Source organism: Methylococcus sp. ANG, from assembly GCF_040730495.1.
GTDB lineage: Bacteria > Pseudomonadota > Gammaproteobacteria > Methylococcales > Methylococcaceae > Methylococcus.
The window spans coordinates 2,868,185-2,893,336 of the sequence record NZ_CP160399.1 but is presented as its reverse complement, the minus strand read 5'-3'; the positions used below and the strand labels follow the sequence as shown (position 1 = coordinate 2,893,336).

Sequence of the window (25,152 nt, the reverse complement as noted above, 5' to 3'; positions counted from 1 at the left end):
GGACCCTGGCCTATTCCAGGCCCTGCGACTGCAGATATTCGTCGTAGGTGCCGCTGTAGTTGACCACGCCCTGCGGCGTCAGCTCGATGATACGGGTCGCCAGGGAGGAGACGAACTCGCGGTCGTGGCTGACGAAGATCAGGGTGCCGGGATAGTGTTCCAGCGCGGTGTTGAGCGACTCGATGGATTCCATGTCCAGATGGTTGGTCGGCTCGTCCAGCACCATGACGTTGGGCTGGCGCAGTATCAGCTTGCCGAACAGCATGCGGCCCTGCTCGCCGCCCGACAACACCTTGACCGATTTCTTGATTTCGTCCGCCGAGAACAGCAGCCGTCCGAGTGTGCCGCGCACCGTCTGCTCGTCGTCGCCTTCCCGCTTCCACCGCGACATCCAGTCGAACAGATTCATGTCCTCGGCGAAATCGGCGGCGTGGTCCTGGGCGAAATAGCCGAGGTTGACGTTCTCCGACCATTTCACCGCCCCTTCCATCGGCGCCAGCTCGCCCACCAGTGTGCGCAGCAGAGTGGTCTTGCCGATGCCGTTCGGGCCGATCACCGCCACCCGTTCGCCCACCTCGACCATCAGATCCAGCCCGCTGAGCAGCGGATCGCCGCCGTAACCCTGGCTCAGCGCCTTCGCTTCCAGCGCCAGCCGGTACAGCTTCTTGTCCTGGTTGAAGCGGATGAAGGGGTTGACCCGGCTCGACGGTTTGACGTCCTCCAGCTTGATCTTCTCGATCTGCTTGGCGCGCGAGGTGGCCTGCTTGGCCTTGGACGCGTTGGCCGAGAAGCGACTGACGAAGGCCTGCAGTTCGGCGATCTGGGCCTTTTTCTTGGCGTTGTCGGCCAGGAGCCGCTCCCGCACTTGGGTGGAAGCGATCATGTAATCGTCGTAATTGCCGGGGTAAACGCGCAGTTCACCGTAGTCCATGTCCGCCACGTGGGTGCAGACGCTGTTCAGAAAATGGCGGTCATGCGAAATGATGATCATGGTGCTGTTGCGCTCGTTCAGCACGTTTTCCAGCCAGCGGATGGTATTGATGTCCAGGTTGTTGGTCGGCTCGTCCAGCAGCAGAACGTCCGGATTGGAAAACAACGCCTGGGCCAGCAGCACGCGCAGCTTCCAACCCGGCGCCACGGCGCTCATCGGGCCGTTGTGCTGATCCACCGGAATGCCCACGCCCAACAGCAGTTCGCCGGCACGGGCTTCCGCCGTATAGCCGTCATATTCGGCAAAGGCGGCTTCCAGCTCCGCCGCCCGCATGTAGTCGTCCTCGCTCGCGTCCGGACTGGCGTAGATCGCGTCGCGCTCGGACATCGCCGCCCACATCTCGGTGTGCCCCATCATCACCACATCCAGCACCCGCTGGTCCTCGTAGGCGAACTGATCCTGGCGCAGCTTGCCCAGCCGCACGTTGGGTTCCACCGAAACATTGCCGGCGGTCGGCTCCAGATCGCCGCCGAGGATTTTCATGAAGGTCGACTTGCCGCAGCCGTTGGCCCCGATCAGGCCGTAGCGGTTGCCCTCGCCGAACTTGACGGAGACGTTTTCGAACAGCGGCTTGACGCCGAACTGCATGGTGACATTGGCTGTAGAGATCAAAATGCTTACCAGGGAGAGTAGATGGTGAATAGGATTCAGCCGGAGGGCCTGGGCCGCCCGGCAAGGGAAGGGTAAAGCGCGGATGTTGCGAATTATGCCTGTGTCCGGCCGACAACGGGGGAATTTCTAGGATGCGCCGCTCAACGCGCGGCCACCCTTCACTCCGGTGCCGAGCCAGCCGCCAGCCAGCGGGCGCAATCAGGGCCCAGCCGTTCCAGCGCAAGGGATTCGTATTCCGCCACTTCCTCCGTGGTTAGACAGTCCCGCCAGCGTCCGTTCACTCCCTTGTGGAGGAAAGTCTCCGCTCCCGCATCCCAGAAGGCGCCCGCCAAGGGCACGCTCTTCGCGGAATTTTTCTTCATCCAGTCGAAGGTGCAGTACTCGACCATGGCATCCCACCGCGCCTCGTCGATCGGGATGTCCAGAAACGCGGCGATCCGGCGCATCTGGCCCGGCATGTCGCGCTTCAGATCGGCGAAATGGAGGAACATGAGATTCGGCAGATGCCGGACCTGCCACCAGCTCGAGACGTTCTCCCAGAACGGCCAGAACGGATGGCCATCCCGATCCAGCCAGTCGCGCCAATACTGACGGATGTCCGCCGGCGGCTGCTCGATCGGGGGGCCGACGCGGTCCGGCGTGTCGTTCAACGCCTCGTACCATAGCCGGTTTGCATTCGCGTGGTGGTTGTACATGCTCCAGACCACGTCGCGCCCGTCTCGCCCGATATAGAGATACTTGGCTCGCGGCGAGAAGACCAGGGCATCCACCGGCAGATGCGTCTTCAGAAACCGCCGGTGGGTCTGCGCCTCCACCACGGGGAGCTTGACCTCCTTCGGCGGCACCCGCAGATCGAGCCAGGGCGACACCTCCGCCACCGCCAGTTCCGGATCGCCCCCGAACACGAGCTGGCCGACGATCTGCTGCACCCAGGTCGTCCCCGACTTGCCGTAAGTGGCGATGACGATGTCGTCGTCGCGGAACCTGAAGTCGTTCCAGATCGTCGAGTCGAAATGATGGTTGTGCAGCTCGCGCCGCTTGCGCGGCCACCGGATCGTCTGGTCGTTCATGATAAGGGTAGCTGAGGAATCGGCTTTGTCCCCACAGCTTCATCTGCGGCTTGACCACAAATCGGGGGAGTTCGGCTCAATTTTACAGGGCCTTAGGAAGTTTGAGGGAAATGGCGATTCATGTCACGTTCGGTACGGCAGAGTCGCCGGTTAGAAATTTGAAAAGCGTTTTCAACTACTAACGAGTACATAGCCTTTTCTGAGCGGAAAAGTCATTGCCGAAGCGAGTTTTTCCAACGGCGCCAGCAAGAACCGGTCGCTCTGCCCGAACGGCACGCCCAACCAGACCGGGCCGGGCGCCGCCGATCCCACGACTTCGGCCTGCATCGAGGCTTCGGGAAATATCTGCATCCACGGCACCCATGTGGCAGGAATCGCCGCCGGTCGGGATACCGCCGGCACCGGCCAAGCGACCAATGGCATCGCCAAGGAAGGCAGCATCGTTGCCGTTCAGGTGTTCACCCGCATCGATGACGACACCCTCTGCAATAACCGCTCCCCATGCGTACTTGCATATACCTCGGACGTCCTCGCGGGCCTCAACTGGGTCTTCAGCAATCTCGCCGGGTTATCCGACAAGACCAAGATCGCCTCGGTGAACCTCAGCCTCGGCGGCGGCAAATACACAGACTACTGCGACGGCCACCCCTTGAAGCCGATCGTGGACAACCTGCGCTCGGCGGGAGTAGCCACGGTCATCGCCGCAGGCAACGACGGCTATGTCGATGCGGTGGCGAGTCCCGGCTGCATTTCCACGGCGGCGACGGTGGGATCCTCTGCCAAGCAGGACGGCATTTCCTGGTTCTCCAACATGGCGTCGATGGTCGACCTGCTGGGCTCCGGCATCGTGTCGTCCGTTCCGGACAGCGCGTACCAATCCCTGAACGGCACTTCCATGGCTACGCCCCACGTCGCCGGCGCCTTCGCGGCCATCCGCTCCCGCCTGCCGAACGCGACCGTGGCTCAGATCGAGGCCGCCCTCAAGAGCACAGGCCTTGCGATCGCCGATAAACGGGCCTCCGCCCCCCAAACGCCCAAACCACGCATCCAGGTCGATCAAGCGCTCGCCACCCAGGGAGTCGTACGCCGATCGCTGACCGTGAACCGGACCGACTCTGGCTTCATCACCAGCGAACCCGCCGGTATCGACTGCGGCAACACCTGCGCCGCGGAGTTTCCAGACAAAACCCCCGTCGTACTCACAGCCATCGGCGGCACCACTGTCGCTTTCACCGGCTGATCGGGCGATTGCCAGGGAATGGGACCGTGTTCCATCTCCAGGGACGCCGCCAAGAACCCCTCCGCGAATTTCGTAGTGCGCACCCCCTTGACCGTCGTGCTTCAAGGCAGCGGACGAGTCGTCGCCGATAACGGCAGCCTCGACTGCCAAGAAACCTACACGGCTACGGTACCAAAAGGCGCCAAGGTCCTCCTGACCGCGATGCCGGCGGAAGGCTACAAGTTCAAAGGCTGATCGGGGAGCGGCTGCAGCGGGAGGAAGCCGTGCCGGGTGAAGGTGCAAAAGGCCAAGTCGGTCAAAGCGAAATTCCAGCCGGTGCGGTAACGCGGGACTGGCATGCCACGCGGCGATTCGAAGGCAAGGGAATTGCCGCTCAGGCAGTCCCGGATTCGGTCTGCGCAAGAACGCATCGGCATCGAAAGCTTCGTCCGCCACCGTATTCTTCCCCCGGAAAGCCGAAAAGGCTGGAGACCGCCCTTGACACATACAGAGGTCGTTCTAGTCTTGCTAAGACTGTAATATCTAAATCTAAACAATGTGGCGCATTTTCTTTCTTTCGTTATCGACGCTGGATCCTTACCGGAGGGGATTTTTCATGAAATGGGGATTGCTTGCGGTCACGACCTTAATCTGGACGGTTTCGGCGGATGCCTCGCCCATCGACTGCCAGAAGGGGCAGTGCGATCTTTTGAAAAACGGCGCTTATCCGGCGGTCGTGATCGGAAAGGTCGACCATATCGGGACCGATAAGGAACTCGGTTCAGTTTACCAGTGGGCAACGCGCCACAGTTATTGGCGCAACTTGCCCAAGGGCAAATCCTCTTATCTGGCGTCGGCAAACCTGATCGCCGTCATTCCTCCGCCCTCCAACGCCCTCGCCTCTCCCAGCGCCTTGCTCATGGGGCGTGACGAATTCAACACCGTCAAGATCGAGCCCGGCGATCTGGTGCGTTATGCGCCCCACCGCAAGGCCCATGAAGCCCCTCAGGGTGACGCCACGGCCCTGGCGATCTACTGGGGCGCGACGGGATGCATCGCCGTGTTGTGCAAGGCCCAGGACAAGGGCTGTTTCGGCCGGTACCAGGAAGGGACCTTTTCGAGGGATACCGGCGAACAAATCGATGCCGTCAAAGGTACCCCGATACCAGGAGGTACGACCATCGATACGACGACCTGGCTGCCCCTGAAAAATGCCGGAGCGCCCCGATCGCCGTAGCCTCCGGCATTTTCATAGCGGCGGCCGCCAGTGTGCGGCCCCCGAATTTCTCGATTTTGCAAGAACCTGACCGATCTCATCCCCGGCAAAGGAGGGAGAAAAATGCGTGGGTTTACGAAGACGTTTGTTGCGGTTTGGATTCTGTCGGCATCTTCGATGATTGCCCCGACAGGCGCAGTCGCTGCGGATAGCCTTGTCAATATTCCAGCGATCGCGGACGCGGCCGGGTATTTCCAGGAACCCTTGGTGGCTGCCCGTCCGCCGTCGGCCGCGGAAGCAAAGGCGCTGGCATCCCTTACTTCGGCTTACCGGGCTTCCCACGAAAGCCGACGCCCCGCACTGCTGGCGGATTATCTGCGTCGTTATCCCCGCTCGCCCTGAGGGCCCTCGCTTCGAGTCGAGCAAGGGTTGGCCTATGCCCAGCAGGGCCGCATCACTCAAGCCATCGGCGCATGGGAGGCGGTCTGGCGGGATCGGGCGGACCGCGCCAATGCGGCATTCCGGCCGGTCATCGACCGGGCCCTCGCCGAACTGCTCAACATCCACAGCCGGCTGGGTCACGCAGAGCAAGTCGCGAAGCTGCTCGACGAATCCGGGGACAGGCCGGTCCCGGCGTTCATGACCGAGACGCTCACCCAGGCCCGCGAGGCGCTATGGCAGATGCGGAACCGGCCCGCCGAGGCCTTCCGCTGCGGTCCCGCCGCCCTGGCTGCCGTCGTATCGAAAACCCAAACCGCCGACGCATCCCAGGCCCTGAGTCTACTTTTCACCCCCGCGGGCCCCAAAGGGACCTCCCTCGACGCCCTGGACCAGCTGGCCCGGCAGGCCGGGCTGCCGCACCGGGCCGCCTTCCGCACCTCGGCGGGCGACATCCCGACGCCGGCTGTCGCCCACCTCAAGCAGGGCCATTACGCGGCCCTCATTGCGCGCGAAGGCCGGCGCTATCGAATCCAGGACCCCGTATTCGGCGGTGAGCACTGGGTTGAATCGGAGGTCTTGAATGAGGAAACCAGCGGCTACTTCCTCGTTCCCGAACCGGGCGCCCGAACGGGATGGCGACAGGTCGGCGCCGGCGAGGCGGGCGGCGTTCTCGGTGCAGGCTATACCAGCAACACCGACCGCAACGCGACCTCGCCGGATGACAGCAAGGATTGCGATCCGGGGTGCAGTGGCGGCGGCGGTTCGAAGGGAATGCCGCACTATAGCGTTCACTCCCTGCTGGTGAGCCTGCATATCGAAGACATGCCCCTGGGTTACCAACCCCCGAAGGGCGGGGCCGTCGAGATCCAGTTCAGCTACAACCAGCGGGAAGCCTCCCAGCCCGCCGTCTTCAACGCCTTCAATCTCGGCCCGAAATGGACGCTGAACTGGCTGTCCTACATCCAGGACAACCCCGCCAGTCCGGGGAGCCAGGTCACCCGTGCGGTGGCCGGGGGCGGATTGCGTACGTATTCCGGCTACGACGCGGCCACCGGCGCGTTCGCACCGGAAACCCGCGACGGCTCGCAACTGGTCCGGGTTTCCGCGAGCGTTTACGAGCGCAGGCTGTCCGACGGATCGAAAGAGATCTACGGCCAGCCCGACGGCAGCGCCGTCTATCCGCGCAAAGTCTTCCTGACCCAGCGGGTGGACCGGGCCGGCAACGCCGTGAGCCTGCAATACGATGCCCAGCTGCGGCTGACGGCCATCGTCGACGCCCTGGGGCAGCGCACCACGTTTCAATACCTCAACGCCAACCCCCTGCTCGTCACCGGCGTGACCGACCCGTTCGGACGCAGCGCCGTCATCGAATACGACGCCGCCGGCCGGCTCTCGGCCCTGACCGATCCCATGGGGCTGCGCTCCAGCTTCACCTACGATGCCGCGTATTTCATCACCGCCATGAACACGCCCTATGGCGAGACCCGGTTCAGCTACGGCGAGAGCGGTTCGCGCCGCTGGCTGGAGATCACCGACCCGCTGGGCGAACGGGAACGCGTCGAATACATGCAGGGCGCGCCTGGCATTCCCTACAGCGACAGCCCCGTGCCGGCCGGCATCGCCACCTTCAACGCCTACATCAACGGCCGCAACAGCTATTACTGGGACAAGCATGCCATGCGCGTCGCGGCGGGGGATTACACCCAGGCGCGCATCAAGCACTTCCTGCACGCGCTCGACACGTCGGTGACCTCGCCGATCCTGGAAAGCGTCAAATACCCTCTGGAGAACCGCATCTGGTACAACTATCCCGGCCAAAGCTGGGCGGGTGGGGAGGCCGCGACCTGGCACCTGCCTTCGGCGATCGCGCGGGTGCTGCCGGATGGGACCACGCAGATCACCCGCAAGGCCTACAACGCCGTCGGCAATCCCGTCCAGGTCATCGATCCCGCCGGGCGCGAAACCGACTACGAATACGCCGACAACGGCATCGACCTCCTGCGGGTCAAGCAGAAGACCGCCGCCGGCTTCGACGTGCTGGCGCAATATACCTACAACGCCCAGCATCTGCCGGTGACCTACACCGATGCGGCCGGTCAGCTCACCACCCTGGCCTACAACGCCGCCGGCCAGCTCACCACCGTCACCAATCCCAAGCAGGAGGTGACCCGCTACGTCTACGACGTCAGCGGTTACCTGACGCAGATCGTCAACCCCCTGGGCAAGGCGCAGATGACCTACACCTACGACGCCGCCGGGCGGATCGCCAGCACCACCGACTCGGAAGGGCTCAAGATCGGTTACGCCTACGACGCCCTCGACCGCCTCACCACCCTCACCTACCCCGACGGCACCACCCGCACCACCGCCTGGGACAAGCTCGACCCCGTGGCACAGAAGGACCGCGAAGGGCGGGTGACCCAGTACAGCTACGACGCGCTGCGCCGCCAGACCGGGGCCACCGATCCGCTCGGGCGCCTCACCCGCTACGGCTACGACGAGGACGGCCGCCTGAAAACCCTCACCGACCCGCTCGGCCAGTTGACCGCCTGGGAGCGCGACATCGAGGGGCGGGTCACCGCCAAAGTGCTGGCCGACGGCAGCCGCACCCAAATCACCTACGACAACGCCAGCCGCATCGACGGCGTCACCGACGCCCTGGGCCAGACCCGCCGCTTCCAGTACGGCATGGACGACCTGCTGACCGGGCTGAGCTACGAAAACGCCCTCAACGCGACGCCGCCGGTGAGCTTCAGCTACGACCCCTACTATCCCCGCCGTACCGCCATGCTCGACGGCACCGGCCTCACCACCTACGCCTACCATCCGGCCGGCCAGCCGGGCGCGGGCAAGCTGAGCGACGAAATCGGCCAAAGCGGTCCCGTGGCCAGCGTCCACACGGGCTACGACGTCCTGGGCCGGCCCCTCAACCGCAGCGTCGACAGCGCGACCGAAACCTACGCCTACGACGCCCTGGGCCGCCTCACCAGCCATGCCAGTCCCCTGGGCACCTTCAACTACGGGTATCTGGGCCAGACCGGCCAGCCCACCCGGCAAAGCCTCGCCGGCCAGAGCTTCACTGTCGACTACCAGTACGAAACCAACCTCAACGACCGCCAGCTCAAAGGCATTCTCAACCGGGGCTACCTCAGCCTGTGGGCCGGGCGCAGTTTCTTCTACCAGCACTCCCCCGAACACCGGGTCACCGCGGCCTCCATCATCCCCCTGCTGGTGGGGGACCGCTACGACTACGACGCCGCCGACCGGCTCACCGGCAGCAGCCGCGGCCTCATCCTCGGCGGCTGGAGCAACACCGGCAGCGCCACCGACTGGAGCCACCTGCAGACCGGCAGCGCTCTGGAAGCCTTCCAGTACGACACCGCCGACAACCTAACCGGCAAGAGCGGGCTCACCGGCAGCTGGACGGCGACGGTCGACAACGTCAACGCCATCACCAGCGCCAACGGCCAGCTGTGGGCGCGGGATGCCAACGGCAACGTGCTCGACGACGGCGCCCGGACCTACGCCTGGGACGCCGAGAACCGGCTGATCGGCATCACCGACAAGGCCAGCGGCGGCACCAGCCAGCTGAGCTACGACGGCCTGTCGCGGCGGGTCGGCGTCATCGACAGGAGCGGCCCCAGCGCCACTCCGATGGAGACCCGCTACCTCTGGTGCGGACAGGTGCTGTGCCAAGCCCGCGACGGCCAGGACCGGATCATCCGCCGCTACTACCCGCAGGGCGAGCTGCAGGGCAACACCCAGCTGTACTACGCCAGGGACCAGCTGGGCTCGGTCGCCGACGCGGTCGACGGCACCGGCTTCCCCCTGGGCTCCAGCGACTACAGCGCCTACGGCCAGACCGTGAAGCAAACCGGCACGCAAACGGACAAAGGCTATGCCGGCATGTTCCGGCATGCCCAGAGCGGGCTGTACCTGACCCTGTACCGGGCGTACGATCCGAGAACCGGCCGCTGGCTGTCGCGCGATCCGATCGGCGAGGCGGGTGGGGTGAATTTGTATGCGTATGGGGGGAATAATCCCGTGAATCGGATTGATCTGCTGGGTTTGAAACCAGGCGACCCATTCCCGACTATGGATGCAGCGGCTATTGATGCGTTAAATTGGGTATACAGTCAATATCCCCACGATCCTAAAGAATGGGCTGGCACCATGTATCGGGGCGACGATGGTCTATACTACGCAACGGTTCCAAATCGGTCTGCTTTCGACACAGAATCAATCCCCAGCTATCCTCCAGGTGGTCAGTCGAATGCCATTAGCTATTATCATACCCATGGACAATGTACCAAGGCGAATATCGAGGATGATTTTTCGAGAGGGGAGCGTTCAGATGTCTGGCAGTCAGATTTTCGTCAATTACCTAGCTATCTTGGCACACCAGGTGGCTTTGTTAAGCGATATGACCCCGATCCAAACTACTCGGGCAACGGGTCGGTAACGACTTTGCAGACGGGCCAGTGCTGTCCTGGCGAGAGTCATAAATAGGATAAGATGATGACCTTCTGGAATAGAGTGCGCTCACGTGAAGCTAGAGCCCATGTTGCCGCTGTTCTATTTTTGCTACTACCCGCAAAGCTTTTGGCAGACGAAAATAATGGCAAGACAAAGATGGAGTGCTATAAGAAAGCACTGGAATGCAATTTTGTTCTCGTTAAAGGAAATTACTTCAGGGCGATTCACGCCGTATATGAACAGGACTTTAAGAACAAACTCATGAGTCGCTCCAGAGGGAGTAGTGAGCAGGCCGAATATCTGTCTGATATTGATAATTATGATTTCTATGTAGAACTTAAGGACGGCTATTATGAGATTGCTGTTGGCGGCACAATGAGGCCAGGAGCGCCTGATGTTTTTGGGGCTCACCACTATAAGATTGACGCAAAAACTTATGAGATAATTAACAAATGGCAATCAAAATGAGCACCCGTCGGTCGGAGTGCCGCAGCGTAATCGGACGCATGAAAGCTGACGCTGATACGACACCGCCGACAACCTGACCGGTAAGAGCGGACTCACCGGCAGTTGGACCGCGACGGTCGACAACGTCAACGCCATCAGCAGCGCCAATGGCCAGCTGTGGGCGCGGGATGCCAACGGCAATGTGCTCGACGACGGCGCCCGCACCTACGCCTGGGACGCCGAAAACCGGCTGATCGGCATCGCCGACAAGGCCAGCGGCGCCACGAGCCAGTTGAGCTACGACGGCCTCTCGCGCCGGGTCGGCGTCATCGACAAGAGCGGCCCCGGCGCCACCCCGGTGGAAACCCGCTACCTCTGGTGCGGACAGGTGCTGTGCCAGGCCCGCGACGGCCAGGACCGGATCACCCGCCGCTACTACCCGCAGGGCGAGCTGCAGGGCAACACCCAGCTGTACTACGCCAGGGACCAGCTGGGCTCGGTCGCCGACGCGGTCGACGGCACCGGCTTCCCCCTGGGCTCCAGCGACTACAGCGCCTACGGCCAGACCGTGAAGCAAACCGGTACGCAAACCGACAAAGGCTACGCCGGCATGTTCCGGCACGCCCAGAGCGGGCTGTACCTGACCCTGTACCGGGCGTACGATCCGAGAACCGGCCGCTGGCTTTCGCGCGATCCGATCGGGGAAGCGGGTGGGGTCAATTTGTATGCGTATGTTCGAGATAATCCGATAAACCGAATCGATCTGCTGGGGCTCACGCAGCGCGATATTGATATTGCCAGACAAATAGCTATTGATACTCAGAAAGATCTCAAATTCCCCGATAGCTACGTGATTATAGATCTTGGCTACATAGATGGCGGAAAAAGGGAAGTTAGTGGAAATACTCTTCCCGGAGTTGGCACCCAGTTGGACGATAAATATCTAAAGCCGCTTACGGATTCTGAAGCAGCTGAACTTCTGGATACTATTATCCATGAAGCCGTGCATTTTTCGCTTGGACTATATGACCCGCGTCAACCAGATGACAACGGAAAAGGATATGCATATGACGAGGCAGCCCGGAGAACAACAAAAAGCCTTATAGCCAGATTCAACAGAGAGCGAAAGCTCAAAGGGCATATATGTCCAAAATAACGCGAGCGCTATTTTTTTTCTGGTCAGGCATGTTGCTTTTTCAGGAGTATGCATTTGCAAAACGCACCGATGAAAGTGTCCAAAACATCAGCATCCCTATCATAATAGAAGTCGCCGCCACCGTTTCCGGAGCTTTAGATAGCAAGCATGGCGTTTATTTGTTCAAAATTCATTGTGCTTTGGGAGCCTGCAGCCTAGAGCGTATCTCATTGAATGAGTGCATGCCGAACAAAGAAGGTAAACTATATTTTGTGCCAAAAACATATATCTGGACATCTCAAGCTGGTTTTTTGAAGGCTGAGCTTTCTAAAAACGTACTAGAGTTGACGGTCTTTCAAGCTACACATCACCAATTACCCGCAAGGGTCGTAGTAGTCTTTGATGTAAGCGACCCTCCCTTTACAAAACTGAAGTCATTTGAAGCTGGCGGGTTTATTGACTTCATGAAATGGCCTGATACAGATATGCGTATTCAATACACCGCCTTACCGCATGACCAGTTAAGGCAGCTTGATTGTCCGATTTTTTTGCCAGGGATTAATTAGCCCGGATGTTTCATAAAAATGCCCCCTGCGCCCGATAGCTTGGCCAGCTGCCTATTTTTTCAGTCCACCGAACTGACCTACGCCCCCCATGAGGCATGGGCAGCCCCTCGACCTGCCTCTTTTCGCGGGGGTGGTGGCCGGAATCCAGACACTGGACGCAATCAACCCTCCGAGTCCTGCCGGATCCTCCTCGGTTGAGGGTGACGGCGCGCTTCAGGCCATGGCCGGTGGTCGGACGAGATAGAGTATCTCGGTGACCCGGTGCAACAGCGCCTTCACCGGACAGGCGCTCGGCAAGTGCAACTTGATCCGGTCCTTGTACTGCACCACCCGCACCGCCAGCTTGAACAGCTTCAGGATGAGGGTCATGGGCTGCGCCTTGGCCAGTTCGGTGTGGCACAGGGTGTGCTCCCGCAGGCTGTGGATCAGGCTGTAGGCGGCACAGGCATAGAACAGGCGCAGGTGGTTGGCGAGGAAGGCATGGTCGGCGGTGCGATCACTGGCCAGATCGTTCTTCACCGCCTTGATGAAGTTCTCGTCCTGGCCGCGTGCGCAGTACAGATCCCGGTACAGCGCCTCCGGCGTCGGGTCGGCGAGCGAGGTCACGACGAAGCGCGGGTTGTCCCCCAGGCCCATGACCTCGGCCTTGAGCACCACCCGATAGGCCTTGGGCCAGGAACCGGCCTGGTAGGCCACCTCGTCATACAAACGGGTCGCCGCCGGCTCGGGCTGTTCGGCGCGGCGAGCGAAATCACAGCGTTGCGCATGCAAGGCGCGCGTCTTGGCAAGCAGCGGCTCGGCCTTGGGCGTCAGCACCTGGTTGCCGGCCAGGCCGAAGAGGAAATCCATCCGTGCATCGGCTTCGCACAGGGCCATCAACTCCGGGTTGGCGAAATGGCCATCCCCGCGCAGGACGAGGTGGGTATCCGGCCAGGCCTGGCGCAGGCGGCGCACGACCCGCTGGAGGATGGCGGCGTTCTCGCGCCCGGTGGGGCGTTTGCCGGGCCGCAGCACGGCGGTGATGAACTTGCCGGAGAGGCCCTCGAACAAGAACAGCGGCAGATAGCAGTGGCTGCCGTAGTGGTGATTGTAGAAGGCCAGTTCCTGCTGCCCGTGGGTGCGGTCTTCGGAGTGGTCCATGTCCAAGACGATGACCGCGGGCGGGGTGGTGTAGCTGGCGATGAAGGCATCGACGAAGGCGCGGGCCAGGCGGTAGATGTCCTTGCGGGAGACTCCGTTCTCCAAGCGCGAGAAGGTGGGGCCGGAAGCCAGGGCGTTGTCGGCATCCAACGGCGCCCGCTCGGCCGCCAGCTTGAACACGGGATCGTGGCGCAGGCTGTTGGCGTCGTTGCCGTCGGCATAGCCGCAGGCGGTCTGGAAGATGCGCTGACGCAGGAGGTCGGCCAAGCTGTGGGCGATGTAGGAAGGGTGCCGGCGATCCTGAATGGCCGAGGCCAGACGGGCGATCAATCCGGTCTGCCGATCCACGCCCTGCAGGAGGAGGGCGCCGAAGTCGCTGGACACCGCGCCGCCTTCGAAGTCGGCACGGACGGTGAAGCCGGCGACGGTGGGAAAACGGAGCTGGGTCGGGATAGAATCACTCATTGGGCGGTCTCGTTTAGGCTTCGTACGAAGCGTTATTGGCGCAACTCCAATTATATCAATTGGTTAAGCGAGATTCGCCCACTTTCTTGAAATATCCGGGTTAGCTACACCTGGGACGCCGAAAACCGGCTGATCGGCATCACCGACAAGGCCAGCGGCGCCACCAGCCAGCTGAGCTACGACGGCCTGTCGCGCCGGGTCGGCGTCATCGACAGGAGCGGCCCCGGCGGCGCCCCGGTGGAAACCCGCTACCTCTGGTGCGGTCAGGTGCTGTGCCAGGCCCGCGACGGCCAGGACCGGATCATCCGCCGCTACTACCCGCAGGGCGAGTTGCAGGGCAACACCAAGCTGTACTACGCCAGGGACCAGCTGGGCTCGGTCGCCGACGCGGTCGACGGCACCGGCTTCCCGCTGGGCTCCAGCGACTACAGCGCCTACGGCCAGACCGTGAAGCAAACCGGCACGCCAACGGACAGGGGCTATGCCGGCATGTTCCGACACGCCCAGAGCGGGCTGTACCTGACTTTATACCGGGCGTACGATCCGAGAACCGGACGCTGGCTGTCGCGCGACCCGATCGGCGAGGCCGGTGGGGTGAATTTGTATGCGTATGTGGGGAATAATCCTGTTACCCTAGCCGATCCTGATGGTTTACTTGCCGTTCCTGTTCCCGCCCCCACCCATTGCGGGCGTAACCCCAGGAATAGGCGGCTATGACTGGAACGCACCATTTTGGCCTAAGTGGATACGGGATCTTTTCGATCCCCATAAAAATGAGAATGCTGATGGCGGTGATTCTTGCCCTGTACCTGATACGATCCGGGACCGAATTACTAAAGGAAATACAGACATAAGAATAAAGCCTGGGAATGCGGATACAGCCAACGGGGACTTCGACTCGCTGAATCCGAGAGGTGTGTCTGACAAAGGAAACGGAGTCGGGTTGGAACCCTTCCGGATGGAAGCACTGTAATTGTAAGACCGTCCCTCGACGGTAGACCTACAATCGAAATCCAGTCAGGCGGCAGAACCAGGATCAAAATTCGATATGACCAATAGATACAAGACATATTATCCACTATCCAAAACAGTGGGGCCTTTGAGGCTTACTTATGATGATGGAGAATTGCGAATCGATGGACTGGATCGTGACAGAGCCCAAGTTGTTGAAATTCGTTTTCGCGACGTCTTGCTTACTCGCATATTGGATGAGGGAATTCGCCTGAGATTACTGCAAGAACTTGGAACGGAGCGCGCTCTTATTCTGGTAGACGAGCAGAGCGAGTTGCTTCCTTGGTTAATTGAAGAAAGCCTTCGCACTCGGGATGTAGGAAAAGCCAAGCACTTTCTCGTATTCGCAGGCGAAGAAATCGTTGATGTTGTATCTCTATCCGAACCAGAGCTTTTGAATTCGCAAAGGTAGTGCTAACCCAACCGGCCTTACGGCCAAGCTGGGCTTTCTCTTTACCATCGAAAATATGCAATCGTGCCTGATGGGAAAGGTGGATACATATGATGGAAAAAGATGGAGTTGTTAAGCCATGACCGACTCACTCAATCCAGAAATCCGCATTACTCAAGATGGTGATGAAATACCATTGGAAGAGGTTTCGAAAAATGAGGAGAATTTCCTCAGCGCGAAGGTAGATTCAGACAATGGAGATATTCTGCTGGATTTCTCTTCGCGCATAGCCATGTACGATTTTGCAAGGTCATTATTACATGAAGCAATTTACGGCATCAGTGGACAGAAGGAGTTTTATCCGCTCGGTTTTGAAGGAAAGGTTCTGGTAGTTGATGGAGTACGCCTTTCGCTAGAAAGTTCTCGCATATTTATTAGAGTTGTTTCCGATGATAACCGCATGATTACAAAGAAATTTTTAGATTCCAAAGGCCAGCGCCAAGCCCGAAAAAGCTATCTATGAATAGACTGAGTCGGTTTCTAATGCGATGCATCAAGCAATGAAAGGTCTTCATTCCTCCAATGGAGTGTTCGACGGAGATGCGAGTTCGCGCTTGCTTTTTGTTCTCGCGCCTTTGTTGATCTGCCAACGCGGGATGAGGATTGTTCTTGGAGGCTCTGGGTTTCTTATGAGGCAGGTGAATTCTGGCTTTATTCCCATAATCGGAAGCGGCCCCCAAGAACCCCAAATCCAACCAGACATCGGCACCGTCAAACCATGATAAGGCAGGATCGAACCATCGCTTCATCAGCGCATAATCATGAACACTGCCGGCCACGATACTTCCAACGAACAAAATTTGCCGTGCCAGGGTCGAAATGACTAGGGTTTTAACCGTATGGCGTTTTTTTTACCGCTATAGTGGGCTTTCTGCTGATCGTCATCCTGCGGCCTGACGCAACTGCATTCCACCCCGTCAATGATGATATCTCCATGTTTTTCAATCAGCTTCATCATCTCTCCCGGGGTCGTCAGCTCCCGCTCGGGCAGCAGATCAAGTTTCGCCAGGCTGCGCCGTAACACGGGCAGAAGTTGCGCCACATGGCGATGCGCGTGTCCCGAGCTGAAGCCAAAATGAAAGCCCAGGACATCGAAGGTACAGTAGGTCTTGAGGTAATGCAAAATGAAGAACAGCTTCTTATCTATCCGATCGAGATAGCCCACATGGCCACCTTTGGGTACCCGTTTTATTTCGCCTTGCTGAACGCGTTCTTGCTGAATCTCCGCATGAGCCTCCTCAAAGATAGGGCAAAGCTTGGCGAATTGCGCCTTACTCATTCCGATCAGGGCTCTGACGGTACGCTCACTGGTTTCTTCCATGAACTTTTCAAAAATCATTGGCTGACATCATTCGATTGTTGTTAATTGTTTTATACCACAACAAATCCATTTATTTCAACGGAAGCAACTCTATTAGCTATCCAGATAAAGATCTACCAATAGCGAAATAGCCGAAAACCGGCTGACCGGCATCACCGACAAGGCCAGCGGCGCCCCGAGGGAAACCTGCCGCGAACTTGCAACGTCTAGCATTACTCAATAAAGGAGTCCATGGGCTTTCGCCGGGAAACACCTCCGACGTTTTCTCGTTGGTTATCGTCATACACCCAGGCCATGAACAATTGATACCCCAGCGCCAGCATGACGGACCCCAGAAACAGGCCGATGATGCCGCCGGTCGCCATGCCGCCGAGCGCACCCAACAGAATCACCGGCATCGGGGCGTCCACGCCCCGCCCCAGCATGAAGGGCTTGAGTATGTTATCGACAGAGCCGGCAACGATCGTATAGATGGCGAACATGATCGCCACCATCGTGGAGTCGTTGGTCATGAAGACATAAATGACCGTCGGCAGCGATATCAAAAGGGCTGGAACTTGCATGATACCCAGCAGTAAAACCAATAATGCCAGAATCCCCGCGGCTGGAACGCCGACCAGGATAAAGCCGGCACCCAGCAACAGCGCCTGAATACAGGCGATACCGATCACGCCTTGCGCCACGGCGCGAATGGTCGTCGTCGAAAGCCTGACCAGGGCATCCCCTTGCTCGGGCCCCGCCATCCGGTTGGCGATGGCTCTTGCCGCCACATAACCGGACGAGGCGTAGGCCATCCAGACGCCCGCAAGCACCAGGGAAACCAGAAACTTCAATACCGCGGAACCGGCGCTGGCCGCGTAACCCAATATCTCTTTGGTGACGGAGCGAATCTTGGGCTCGAATTTCGCGGCCACACTACCGACATCATCGTATGCGGACGACCAGAGCGCGTACAGCTTATCTCCCAGCAAAGGCCATTCCGCAACAAAAGCGCGGGGAGCCGGCACTTTGAGGCTGCCGTCCCGGACCTGCCGTACCAGGTCGGTCGCCGAATCGGCGAAGGATACGGCAAGAAGCGCGGTGGGAATCAGCACGCACAAGAGTATCGCAAGTACCAGGACGGTCGCGGCACGGCCTTGCTTGTCCCCCATCCTTCGGGCCAACGAGACATGCATGGGATGAAACGCCACCGCCAGTATGACGGACCACAGCATCAAGCCGATAAATGGCTTGAATATCTGATAGCAATAAATGACGAGAAAACCTATCAGCCCAACCCTGATGAACAGATCTATCAGCTTGTGCGAAATCATTTTTTCCAGCATCCCGTCGGACGCCACGGTTTCACTTGTGTTCATTTGCGAGGCTCCTTTAAGGTTTCGGTTCGAGGCCGCGTCTTTGCAGCCGTCCGTCCTGGCGGTTCGGCCATGCGGCCGGAGCTCCCGACGGCCACGGGCGGACGGCCCATCCCCGGTCGGCTCAAGTCCCATTTTCTCAAGTTCACTGAAGGTAAAACCATGGACATCATGATCAGGCCCGCCGAGAGGCGTGACGTCGAAGCGATGGTGGAACTGCTCGGCACCCTGTTCTCCATCGAGGCGGATTTCGCTTTCGATCCGGACCGCCAGCGCCGGGGGCTCGCGCTATTGATCGGGAGCGGCGCGGACCGGGTGCTGGTGGCGGAATTCGAGGGACGGGTGATCGGCATGTGTTCGGTGCAGACGCTGATTTCCACGGCGGAAGGCGGCCGGGTGGGGCTGGTCGAAGACGTGGTGGTGGCGCAGGAAGTCCGCGGGAAAGGCATCGGGCAGCGGCTGCTGGACGAAATCGAGCGCTGGGCGGCAGAAACCGGCCTCACCCGCCTGCAGCTCCTGGCGGACCGGGCGAACGAACCGGCGTTGGCCTTCTACGACCGGCTGGGCTGGCAGCGGACGGCGCTGGTCGGATTGCGGAAGATGCTGCGTGATGAAGATTGATGCGGGAACCACCGGACCGTCCCAATTTTGGGCAACACCGAATGCCGACAGCCACACAGTGACACGCTCATCCCCGGTGTGCATAGTACTGCCTTACGGCACCCCGCCGAAGCCTTTCAGCGGGATATCCTCAACTCAAAATGTGTTGCACTTCAAATTTGAAACCGGCCTCTTATATTTCTCTTGATCAGCTTCCCGACAGCACTCAGGCCGTAGCGCGCAAGCTATGCGGTGGGCGGGTGTTCGCCAGCCGCCTCGGAGCCTTGGGGCTCTCTGTAGGCTCGCATCTTCAGGTATTACAGAATCTTGGGCGTGGCCCCATCCTGATCTGTGTGCACAATACGCGTATTGCGCTCGGACGCAGTGAGGCGATGAAGATCCTGGTCGAAGAAATCAGTATATGAATCGTGCTCAGAAAAAGCACGAATCCATCCTGACCGGTCTTGCCGGTCAGCCCAATGTTGGCAAGTCCACGGTATTCAACTTGCTTACTGGCCTGAGCCAGCACGTGGGCAACTGGCCGGGGAAAACGGTCGAGCGCCGCGAGGGCACGCTGAGGCACAACGGGGCCTTGCTCCACCTCATCGATCTGCCCGGTATCTATAGCCTCACCGCAAACTCTTTGGAGGAGCGCATTGCTCGCGACTTCATCCTCCACGAGCACCCGGATGTGATCATCCTGATCGCGAATGCCTCGGCCTTGGAACGCAGCCTCTATTTACTGGCCGAATTGCTTCTACTGCCGACGCCCGTCGTGCTGGGGCTCAACATGACGGATATCGCCGAGGCGGAGGGAATCGAGATCGAGCCCCATGTTCTTGAAGCGGCCTTAGGCCTTCCGGTAATTCCTCTGGTGGCGAGCCGAGCGCAGGGGGTCGCCACGCTGTTGACCGCGGCGGTGAAGTTGGCGCGCGAGCCCGAAACTTTCAACCCGGCCCGCCCGGAGATCGCGCCTCCGCACCGAGAGGCACTTACACAGGTCTATGGTTGGCTCGATGCACAAGTGCCATCCCCTTATGAAGCAAGTTGGGTTGCGCTCAAACTCCTGGAAGGCGACAGCGAGCTGACCGATCTCGTGACGACTTGGCTACCCGAGGCCTCCTGGCGAGAGATCAAACGACTCTTGATGGCGCATGAAGATGCCGTACTGGATATCGCGTCCGGGCGCTACGAATGGATTGGGCGCATGGTGCGAGCGGCGGTAAAACAGCCGCGCCTGGGACAGGTAAGCATGACCGACCGCCTTGATCGATACGCCATACACCCTGTCTGGGGCATGCTGATTCTTGCGACCGTGCTCGCGCTGGTCTTGGGCCTCACTTTCCAAGTTGGAAGCCCGCTGCAGATGTGGCTGGAGCAGACCTTCATCGAACCATCGCGCGCACGGCTCGCAGTCGCCCTTTCCACAGTGCCGTGGTGGCTTGCCGGCTTGCTAAATGACGGACTGATGGGAGGTGCGGGGACCGTCATCACGTTTCTGCCGATTCTCACCGTTTTCTTCGCTGCACTGGCCGTTCTCGAAGATACCGGTTACCTCGTGCGCGCCGCGTATCTCATGGACCGCTTCATGCACCGCATAGGCTTGCACGGTAAAAGCTTCCTCCCCCTCTTTCTCGGGTTCGGCTGCAATGTACCGGCGGTGATGGGCGCGCGGGTGATCGAGTCACAGAGCGGACGGCTGCTCACCATCCTGCTCGCGCCTTTGGTGCCATGCAGCGCCCGCCTTCAGGTGCTCGCATTTCTCACCCCAGTATTCTTCGGCCAACAGGCCGTCTTCGTCGCATCGGCCCTAATCGCGGTCAACATACTAGTGTTGGGGTTACTTGGATTATTGCTCAATTGGACCGTATTTCGCGGCCAACACATGGTTTTCATCATGGAGCTGCCCCTTTATCACAGGCCCAACTTTCGCGCCATCGGCTTGTTCGTGTGGGAGAACCTTTGGTCCTTCCTGCGTAGGGCGGCCACGGTGATCCTCCTGGTTTCCGTGGTAGTCTGGGGACTCAGTCACTTCCCCGGCCCCAGTATGGACCACAGCATCCTGGCCCAATTCGGGCGCGGACTTGCCCCCGTGGGCGAGCTGATGGGGATGGATTGGCGTATGATCGTGGCCCTATTGACCAGCTTCATCGCCAAGGAAAACGCGGTCGCCACCTTGGCGGTCTTATACACGCCCACTACCGAACCGGCGGCGCTGGCGACAACGCTCGCGGCATCCATTTCTCCCCCGGCAGGCTTGGCCTTCCTGACCGTCACCATGCTCTTCATCCCATGCGTGGCCACCGTCGCGGTCATGCTCCAGGAGACGCGAAGTTGGCTCTGGACACTCTTCGGCGTCGCTCTACTAATGTTGATCGCGACGGCCGCGGGCTTGTTGGTTTACCAAGGCGCGGTCTGGGCCGGCTTGGGAACTCGAGGTGCTTAAGAAACTGCTGTGCCTTGCAACGGAGCAGAGCGGCACCATCAACACCTACGAATTATCGCAACGGCTCAATTTGAGTCGCGAACAGGTATCCGCGATGCTGGAAGACCTGGCACGAAGGGGATACCTGAAATCCATAGTGCAGGGCTGCCCGATTTCCTGCGCCAGATGTCCGTGGCAACGTGCCTGCGACCACAAACGCCCGCCCCGGCTATGGCAGTTACCAAAGCCGTGATTCCAGAATCGCGCGAGCGGGGCCATACCGGTCTCGCCGCGCTTGGTACAATATCAAGTTTCATTGCCATGATGATTCTCGGCGTGGCGCTCGGCTGAACTGGATCGAAGTCAGCATGAATTCTCGTCGTGGCAGACAGTTTCCGCTCAGCGAAATGCTCGCTGCGGTGTTCCTATTTACCCCATTCGACACTGCGTCGCATGGATACGCCGGCAAGCGCATTTTTCCAACCACTCTCGCGATCGATGACCCGTTCGTGATGGATGAGTTCTCAGTGCTGGCAGATCACTTCAAGGAGCCTGGCACTGACGAAACCTACGCGACTCAGGCGACAACGATATCTTTTGAATATACCGCACGCCTGACCAGACGCCTGGGGCTTCTCCTAGGCGGTGCATTCGGACATCTGGAACCGGAAAGCACCGATTCAGTAAACGCTTTGGGAAATCTGGAAGTAGGGGCCAAGTATCAGTGCCTCACCGATGCCGCCCATGAGGCGATCGCCTCCGTCGGCCTGCAAACGGCGTTGGGCAGTACAGGGATCAGCGCTCAAGGGAATTCTTTCACGACACTTTTTCCAGCCGTCTATTTTGGCAAAGGGATGGGCGACTTGCCGGCCTCGGCGAAACACCTTCGACCTCTTGCCGTAACTGGCATTTTTGGCGCCGAGTTTCCAGTCGATAGCCGCACCGCCACGAGGCATACTTGGGACAACGTCGAGTTAACGGAAAAGACCCATGGGGACCCCACGATTCTGCGTTGGGGGTTTTCCGTGCAGTACAGTCTGCAATACTTGCACGCCTTCGTGAGCGATACGGGGCTGGAAGCGCCTTACAATCAGATGATCCCGGAGGTGGAGTTCGCGATGCAGAGCTGTCTCAATGCCGGTTGCCAAGGTGAAATGACTGGAACCGTCAATCCGGGTCTGATCTGGTTTGGCAGGTACGTCCAGCTGGGAATCGCGGCTCAGATCCCGATCAATGCGCGTACTGGTAACAGCGTCGGTGTCTTGGCACTATTCCATCTTTTCATGGATGATATTTTTGCCGACTTCTTTCCGAACCGGCCCTGGCCGGTCTCCTTCTCCAGTGATCAGTTGGACGGATATTAGATAAGTATGAGTAACAACCTGACGTCGCTTGTCTTCGGCCCGGTTCCCTCGCGAAGGCTCGGGCGGAGCCTTGGTATCAACCATATTCCGCCGAAATCTTGCAGCTATTCCTGCCGTTATTGCCAAGTCGGACGGACAGCCCATACGGAAATCGAGCCCCGCGCTTTCTTTCGGCCTGAAGAGATTCGGCTGACCGTTGAAACCCGAGTCGAAGAGATTCGGCGAATTGGACAGACCGTCGATTACCTGACTTTTGTGCCGGATGGAGAGCCCACGCTGGATAAGCACCTCGGCGAAGCGATCGACCTGTTGCGTCCTCTGGGCGTCCCGATTGCCGTGATCTCCAACGGATCTTTGCTTTGGCGGGAAGATGTTCGAAAACGGCTCGGCAAAGCCGATTGGGTGTCTCTAAAAGTCGATGCGGTCAATGAAAAGCTGTGGCGAAGCATCAACCGGCCCGATGATGCGCTGAGGCTTCCAGTTATACTCGACGGCATGCTCCGCTTTGCCGAACATTACGACGGCGAATTGGTCACCGAGACAATGCTCGTGGCCGACGTCAACGACCATCCCGAGGCGGTCACGGCCGTGGCCAAGTTTGTAGCTCGATTGAAACCAAACAAAGTTTTCTTAGCCATCCCCATCCGGCCTCCGTCTGAGAAGGACGTGGGCGCGCCATCCGAGAAAAAGATTGTCCAGGCTTATTCCCTATTCACAGCCGAGTTTGCGAAGGTGGAATGCCTAACCGGCTACGAAGATGACGCTTTTGCCGATACCGGCGACGCAGAAAACGATCTTCTGAGCATTACGGCCGTACATCCCATGCGCGAAGAATCCGTTCGGCAATTCCTGGCGAATGCCGGATTAGACGAGAGCTTTGTGACAAGCCTGATAGATCAAGGCAAACTGAAACAAGTCGAATTTGCCGGCAAACGTTTTTTTGTTCGCCAAGTGGGCAGGGACGCTTGAATGGACCGGCGACCCATCCTAGGGTGCCGTCGCTGTTCGGGCGTGCTGATCGAGGGGAGAGTCGACTGGCCGTTCATCCAATTCATACTTGGACGTTTTCCTGCTCTTGCCGTTCCAGATGTTGTTCGCCCGCTGGGCCGGCGGTTCGTGCCTGCCATCACCGGGATGCTCCTCCAGTATCGCATCCGCTGCTGTCTCCGCCAACACCTTAGTCAGCCGCTTCAGCTCACTCTTTGGGGCTCCGGACAACTGGGCGGGCTAGTGAGTGGCCATGGTCCGTTTACCCAGAATTCTATATAGGCCGGGCATTGGAGTACTCTCCAACGTCACTTCGCGCACTTCCTCGATCACCCGTTTGCAGCCAGGCTTGATAGGTCTGCATTCCGCCGGAAAGTACCTTTACCCGTAGACCGTATTGCTGCAATAACCGATAGGCATAATAAGCGCGTTGGCCTACACCACACATCAGCCAGATTTCCCGATCTTGAGGTAGATCCTGTAGGCGATCACGCAAGGTATCGAGAGGAAAGTTCTGCGCATTCGGGAAATGGCCGCCCGTATATTCTGCCTCGCTGCGTACGTCGACCAGCAAGGCCTTGGTGTTTTCCAGCTCACCCCAATCTGCCAGAGGCAGATCGCCCCTTAGGTGGTTGCCGGCCACCATACCGACGAGATTGACGGGGTCCTTAGCTGCGCCAAACTGGGGCGCATAGCAAAGTTCCAGTTCTTCCAGATCGAACACCCTGGCTCCCTGCATCATGGCAGTGGCAATGACGTCGATGCGTCGCGCCACACCAGCTTCACCCACAGCTTGCGCGCCTAGTATCCTGCCGTCCGTTTTGGCGAACAGCAGCTTAATGTGAATCGGCTTGGCGCCCGGAAAATAGCTCGCATGGTGGCCGGGATGCAGGTAGACCTTTTCGTAGCCTTGGCCGGCTCGTCGCAGCAGTGTTTCGCTCGGGCCGGTACAGGCAACGGTGAGTCCGAACACTTCGCACACGGCGGTGCCGAGCACGCCCTCGAAAGCCAACGGATAGATCGGATCCGCACTGCAGTTGAGTTGATGAATAATGGCGGTGGCGGCCACCCGCCCCTGCCGGTTGGCAGGCCCTGCAAGCGGCACGAGCTGCCATTCGCGGGTAATGAGATTTTTCACTTCGACCACGTCTCCCACTGCCCAGATGGAAGGATCGTCGGTGCGCATGGATTCATCGACGCGAATACCGCCAAGGGCGCCCAACTCCAAACCGGCGGCCCGCGCGAGGGCGGTATCCGGACGCACACCGATCGCTACGATGACCAGGTCGGTGTTCAGCATCGTCCCCCGCGAGGTGTACGCCCCCAGAGTGTTATCCGGTAGCCGCTCGAAGCCCGCCGCACCTTCCCCCAAGCATAGATGGACACCGTTGGCTCGCAGCCTGTCGGCGGCGTAGCCGGCCATTTCCGGGTCGAGTGGAGGCAACACCTGATCGGCCAACTCCAGCAGGGTGACGTCCAGTCCCAGCCGAACCAGATTTTCGGCCATTTCCAGGCCGATAAAACCGCCTCCGAGGATCAATGCACGCCGGGCTTGGGCTGCGGCCGCTTTTATCTTTCGGCTATCCGGTATGGTACGGAGCATGAAGATGCCTGGCAGATCAATGCCTGGCAGATCTGGGCGGACTGGTTGTGCGCCAGTGGCCAAGACTAGAGCATCGTAAGGCTCTCGTCGCCTAATCCCAGTTTTCAAATCGAGCACCTCGACAGATTTGCTTTGGCGATCGATCCGAGTAACTTCGGTTTCGGTATGCACGTCGATGTTGAAACGATGTTTGAAAGTATCCGGATTTGCCACCAGCAAATTCGCTTCCGACTCAATCACATCGCCTACGAAATAGG

Annotated in this window: 24 protein-coding genes; 16 read left to right on the top strand and 8 right to left on the bottom strand. The window is 59.5% G+C overall.

The genetic code is table 11. From position 1 onward, the window contains the following. Positions 1-10: 10 nt before the first annotated feature. The 3 genes from ABZN20_RS13955 to ABZN20_RS13945 form a co-directional block, all read right to left on the bottom strand. Positions 11-1,603 (bottom strand): ABC-F family ATPase, encoded by a 1,593-nt coding sequence (locus ABZN20_RS13955; protein WP_423246407.1) that lies wholly within the window; start codon positions 1,601-1,603, stop codon positions 11-13. 158 nt (positions 1,604-1,761) lie between these two features. Next, the gene (locus ABZN20_RS13950) at positions 1,762-2,673 is read right to left on the bottom strand and encodes a sulfotransferase domain-containing protein (RefSeq protein ID WP_367025625.1); all 912 of its coding nucleotides are present in this window, start codon (positions 2,671-2,673) and stop codon (positions 1,762-1,764) included. Positions 2,674-2,844: 171 nt separating this feature from the next. Then, a complete protein-coding gene (locus tag ABZN20_RS13945; RefSeq protein ID WP_367025624.1) occupies positions 2,845-3,000 on the bottom strand; it encodes a hypothetical protein in 156 nt (51 codons plus the stop codon). On the opposite strand from ABZN20_RS13945, the gene ABZN20_RS13940 reads away from it, so the two are divergent. From ABZN20_RS13940 to ABZN20_RS13910, 7 genes are all read left to right on the top strand, one after another. Further along, the gene (locus ABZN20_RS13940) at positions 2,999-3,913 is read left to right on the top strand and encodes a S8 family serine peptidase (protein ID WP_423246446.1); all 915 of its coding nucleotides are present in this window, start codon (positions 2,999-3,001) and stop codon (positions 3,911-3,913) included. The genes ABZN20_RS13945 and ABZN20_RS13940 overlap by 2 nt on opposite strands. An 18-nt stretch (positions 3,914-3,931) precedes the next feature. Further along, positions 3,932-4,147, top strand: coding sequence for an InlB B-repeat-containing protein (locus ABZN20_RS13935; protein WP_367025622.1), 216 nt, complete (start codon positions 3,932-3,934; stop codon positions 4,145-4,147). Between the two features lie 361 nt (positions 4,148-4,508). Beyond that, positions 4,509-5,129 carry a hypothetical protein gene (locus ABZN20_RS13930; RefSeq protein WP_367025621.1) on the top strand — a complete coding sequence of 207 codons (621 nt, stop codon included), beginning with the start codon at positions 4,509-4,511 and terminating at the stop codon, positions 5,127-5,129. A 408-nt stretch (positions 5,130-5,537) separates the two neighbouring features. After that, positions 5,538-10,058: an RHS repeat-associated core domain-containing protein gene (locus ABZN20_RS13925; RefSeq protein WP_367025620.1), complete on the top strand. Its 4,521-nt coding sequence runs from the start codon at positions 5,538-5,540 to the stop codon at positions 10,056-10,058. A 6-nt stretch (positions 10,059-10,064) separates the two neighbouring features. After that, positions 10,065-10,493, top strand: coding sequence for a hypothetical protein (locus ABZN20_RS13920; protein WP_367025619.1), 429 nt, complete (start codon positions 10,065-10,067; stop codon positions 10,491-10,493). 181 nt (positions 10,494-10,674) lie between these two features. Beyond that, positions 10,675-11,628 carry an RHS repeat-associated core domain-containing protein gene (locus ABZN20_RS13915; protein WP_367025618.1) on the top strand — a complete coding sequence of 318 codons (954 nt, stop codon included), beginning with the start codon at positions 10,675-10,677 and terminating at the stop codon, positions 11,626-11,628. Continuing rightward, a complete protein-coding gene (locus ABZN20_RS13910; protein ID WP_367025617.1) occupies positions 11,616-12,173 on the top strand; it encodes a hypothetical protein in 558 nt (185 codons plus the stop codon). The genes ABZN20_RS13915 and ABZN20_RS13910 overlap by 13 nt, the downstream gene beginning before the upstream one ends. A 213-nt stretch (positions 12,174-12,386) precedes the next feature. On the opposite strand, the gene ABZN20_RS13905 is transcribed toward ABZN20_RS13910, so the two are convergent. Next, entirely contained in the window at positions 12,387-13,778 is a 1,392-nt protein-coding gene (locus tag ABZN20_RS13905; protein WP_367025178.1) for an IS1380 family transposase, read from the bottom strand. Between the two features lie 237 nt (positions 13,779-14,015). Between ABZN20_RS13905 and ABZN20_RS13895 the strand changes: the two genes are divergently transcribed. The 3 genes from ABZN20_RS13895 to ABZN20_RS13885 all read left to right on the top strand — a co-directional run bounded on the left by ABZN20_RS13895 (position 14,016) and on the right by ABZN20_RS13885 (position 15,703). Next, complete coding sequence (locus ABZN20_RS13895) at positions 14,016-14,495, top strand: RHS repeat-associated core domain-containing protein (RefSeq protein WP_367025616.1); 480 nt, start codon at positions 14,016-14,018, stop codon at positions 14,493-14,495. A 331-nt stretch (positions 14,496-14,826) separates the two neighbouring features. Beyond that, positions 14,827-15,201 carry a hypothetical protein gene (locus ABZN20_RS13890; protein WP_218808186.1) on the top strand — a complete coding sequence of 125 codons (375 nt, stop codon included), beginning with the start codon at positions 14,827-14,829 and terminating at the stop codon, positions 15,199-15,201. A 118-nt stretch (positions 15,202-15,319) separates the two neighbouring features. Beyond that, positions 15,320-15,703 carry a hypothetical protein gene (locus ABZN20_RS13885; protein ID WP_367025615.1) on the top strand — a complete coding sequence of 128 codons (384 nt, stop codon included), beginning with the start codon at positions 15,320-15,322 and terminating at the stop codon, positions 15,701-15,703. On the opposite strand, the gene ABZN20_RS13880 is transcribed toward ABZN20_RS13885, so the two are convergent. The 3 genes from ABZN20_RS13880 to ABZN20_RS13870 form a co-directional block, all read right to left on the bottom strand. After that, complete coding sequence (locus ABZN20_RS13880) at positions 15,645-16,037, bottom strand: transposase family protein (RefSeq protein WP_367025614.1); 393 nt, start codon at positions 16,035-16,037, stop codon at positions 15,645-15,647. The two genes, ABZN20_RS13885 and ABZN20_RS13880, sit on opposite strands and share 59 nt — an antisense overlap. Positions 16,038-16,063: 26 nt before the next feature. Then, entirely contained in the window at positions 16,064-16,579 is a 516-nt protein-coding gene (locus ABZN20_RS13875) for a helix-turn-helix domain-containing protein (protein WP_367025613.1), read from the bottom strand. 194 nt (positions 16,580-16,773) lie between these two features. Then, positions 16,774-17,919: an AI-2E family transporter gene (locus tag ABZN20_RS13870; protein ID WP_255556621.1), complete on the bottom strand. Its 1,146-nt coding sequence runs from the start codon at positions 17,917-17,919 to the stop codon at positions 16,774-16,776. Positions 17,920-18,078: 159 nt separating this feature from the next. Here ABZN20_RS13870 and ABZN20_RS13865 point away from each other — a divergent pair, with 159 nt between their 5' ends. The 6 genes from ABZN20_RS13865 (at position 18,079) to ABZN20_RS13840 (ending at position 23,274) form a co-directional block, all read left to right on the top strand. Then, the gene (locus ABZN20_RS13865; protein ID WP_367025612.1) at positions 18,079-18,537 is read left to right on the top strand and encodes a GNAT family N-acetyltransferase; all 459 of its coding nucleotides are present in this window, start codon (positions 18,079-18,081) and stop codon (positions 18,535-18,537) included. 140 nt (positions 18,538-18,677) lie between these two features. Then, positions 18,678-18,941 (top strand): FeoA family protein, encoded by a 264-nt coding sequence (locus ABZN20_RS13860; protein WP_367025611.1) that lies wholly within the window; start codon positions 18,678-18,680, stop codon positions 18,939-18,941. Continuing rightward, entirely contained in the window at positions 18,938-20,962 is a 2,025-nt protein-coding gene (gene feoB / locus ABZN20_RS13855; protein ID WP_367025610.1) for a ferrous iron transport protein B, read from the top strand. The genes ABZN20_RS13860 and feoB overlap by 4 nt, the downstream gene beginning before the upstream one ends. Then, positions 20,955-21,194: a FeoC-like transcriptional regulator gene (locus tag ABZN20_RS13850; RefSeq protein WP_367025609.1), complete on the top strand. Its 240-nt coding sequence runs from the start codon at positions 20,955-20,957 to the stop codon at positions 21,192-21,194. Before feoB ends, ABZN20_RS13850 begins: the two co-directional genes overlap by 8 nt. 115 nt (positions 21,195-21,309) lie before the next feature. Continuing rightward, positions 21,310-22,305 carry a hypothetical protein gene (locus ABZN20_RS13845; protein WP_367025608.1) on the top strand — a complete coding sequence of 332 codons (996 nt, stop codon included), beginning with the start codon at positions 21,310-21,312 and terminating at the stop codon, positions 22,303-22,305. A 6-nt stretch (positions 22,306-22,311) separates the two neighbouring features. Further along, positions 22,312-23,274, top strand: a complete 963-nt coding sequence (locus ABZN20_RS13840) for a radical SAM protein (RefSeq protein WP_367025607.1) — start codon at positions 22,312-22,314, stop codon at positions 23,272-23,274. A 292-nt stretch (positions 23,275-23,566) separates the two neighbouring features. Here ABZN20_RS13840 and ABZN20_RS13835 read toward each other — a convergent pair whose 3' ends face one another. Beyond that, positions 23,567-25,135 (bottom strand): FAD-dependent oxidoreductase, encoded by a 1,569-nt coding sequence (locus ABZN20_RS13835; RefSeq protein ID WP_367025606.1) that lies wholly within the window; start codon positions 25,133-25,135, stop codon positions 23,567-23,569. Positions 25,136-25,152: the final 17 nt, after the last annotated feature.

Coding starts and splice junctions, on each gene's coding strand:
- ABZN20_RS13950 (WP_367025625.1), bottom strand. CDS start 2,673: ATGAACGACCAGACGATCCGGTGGCCGCGCAAGCGGCGCGAGCTGCAC.
- ABZN20_RS13945 (WP_367025624.1), bottom strand. CDS start 3,000: ATGCAGGCCGAAGTCGTGGGATCGGCGGCGCCCGGCCCGGTCTGGTTG.
- ABZN20_RS13935 (WP_367025622.1), top strand. CDS start 3,932: ATGGGACCGTGTTCCATCTCCAGGGACGCCGCCAAGAACCCCTCCGCG.
- ABZN20_RS13930 (WP_367025621.1), top strand. CDS start 4,509: ATGAAATGGGGATTGCTTGCGGTCACGACCTTAATCTGGACGGTTTCG.
- ABZN20_RS13920 (WP_367025619.1), top strand. CDS start 10,065: ATGATGACCTTCTGGAATAGAGTGCGCTCACGTGAAGCTAGAGCCCAT.
- ABZN20_RS13910 (WP_367025617.1), top strand. CDS start 11,616: ATGTCCAAAATAACGCGAGCGCTATTTTTTTTCTGGTCAGGCATGTTG.
- ABZN20_RS13905 (WP_367025178.1), bottom strand. CDS start 13,778: ATGAGTGATTCTATCCCGACCCAGCTCCGTTTTCCCACCGTCGCCGGC.
- ABZN20_RS13890 (WP_218808186.1), top strand. CDS start 14,827: ATGACCAATAGATACAAGACATATTATCCACTATCCAAAACAGTGGGG.
- ABZN20_RS13885 (WP_367025615.1), top strand. CDS start 15,320: ATGACCGACTCACTCAATCCAGAAATCCGCATTACTCAAGATGGTGAT.
- ABZN20_RS13875 (WP_367025613.1), bottom strand. CDS start 16,579: ATGATTTTTGAAAAGTTCATGGAAGAAACCAGTGAGCGTACCGTCAGA.
- ABZN20_RS13870 (WP_255556621.1), bottom strand. CDS start 17,919: ATGAACACAAGTGAAACCGTGGCGTCCGACGGGATGCTGGAAAAAATG.
- ABZN20_RS13865 (WP_367025612.1), top strand. CDS start 18,079: ATGGACATCATGATCAGGCCCGCCGAGAGGCGTGACGTCGAAGCGATG.
- ABZN20_RS13860 (WP_367025611.1), top strand. CDS start 18,678: ATGTGTTGCACTTCAAATTTGAAACCGGCCTCTTATATTTCTCTTGAT.
- feoB (WP_367025610.1), top strand. CDS start 18,938: ATGAATCGTGCTCAGAAAAAGCACGAATCCATCCTGACCGGTCTTGCC.
- ABZN20_RS13845 (WP_367025608.1), top strand. CDS start 21,310: ATGAATTCTCGTCGTGGCAGACAGTTTCCGCTCAGCGAAATGCTCGCT.
- ABZN20_RS13840 (WP_367025607.1), top strand. CDS start 22,312: ATGAGTAACAACCTGACGTCGCTTGTCTTCGGCCCGGTTCCCTCGCGA.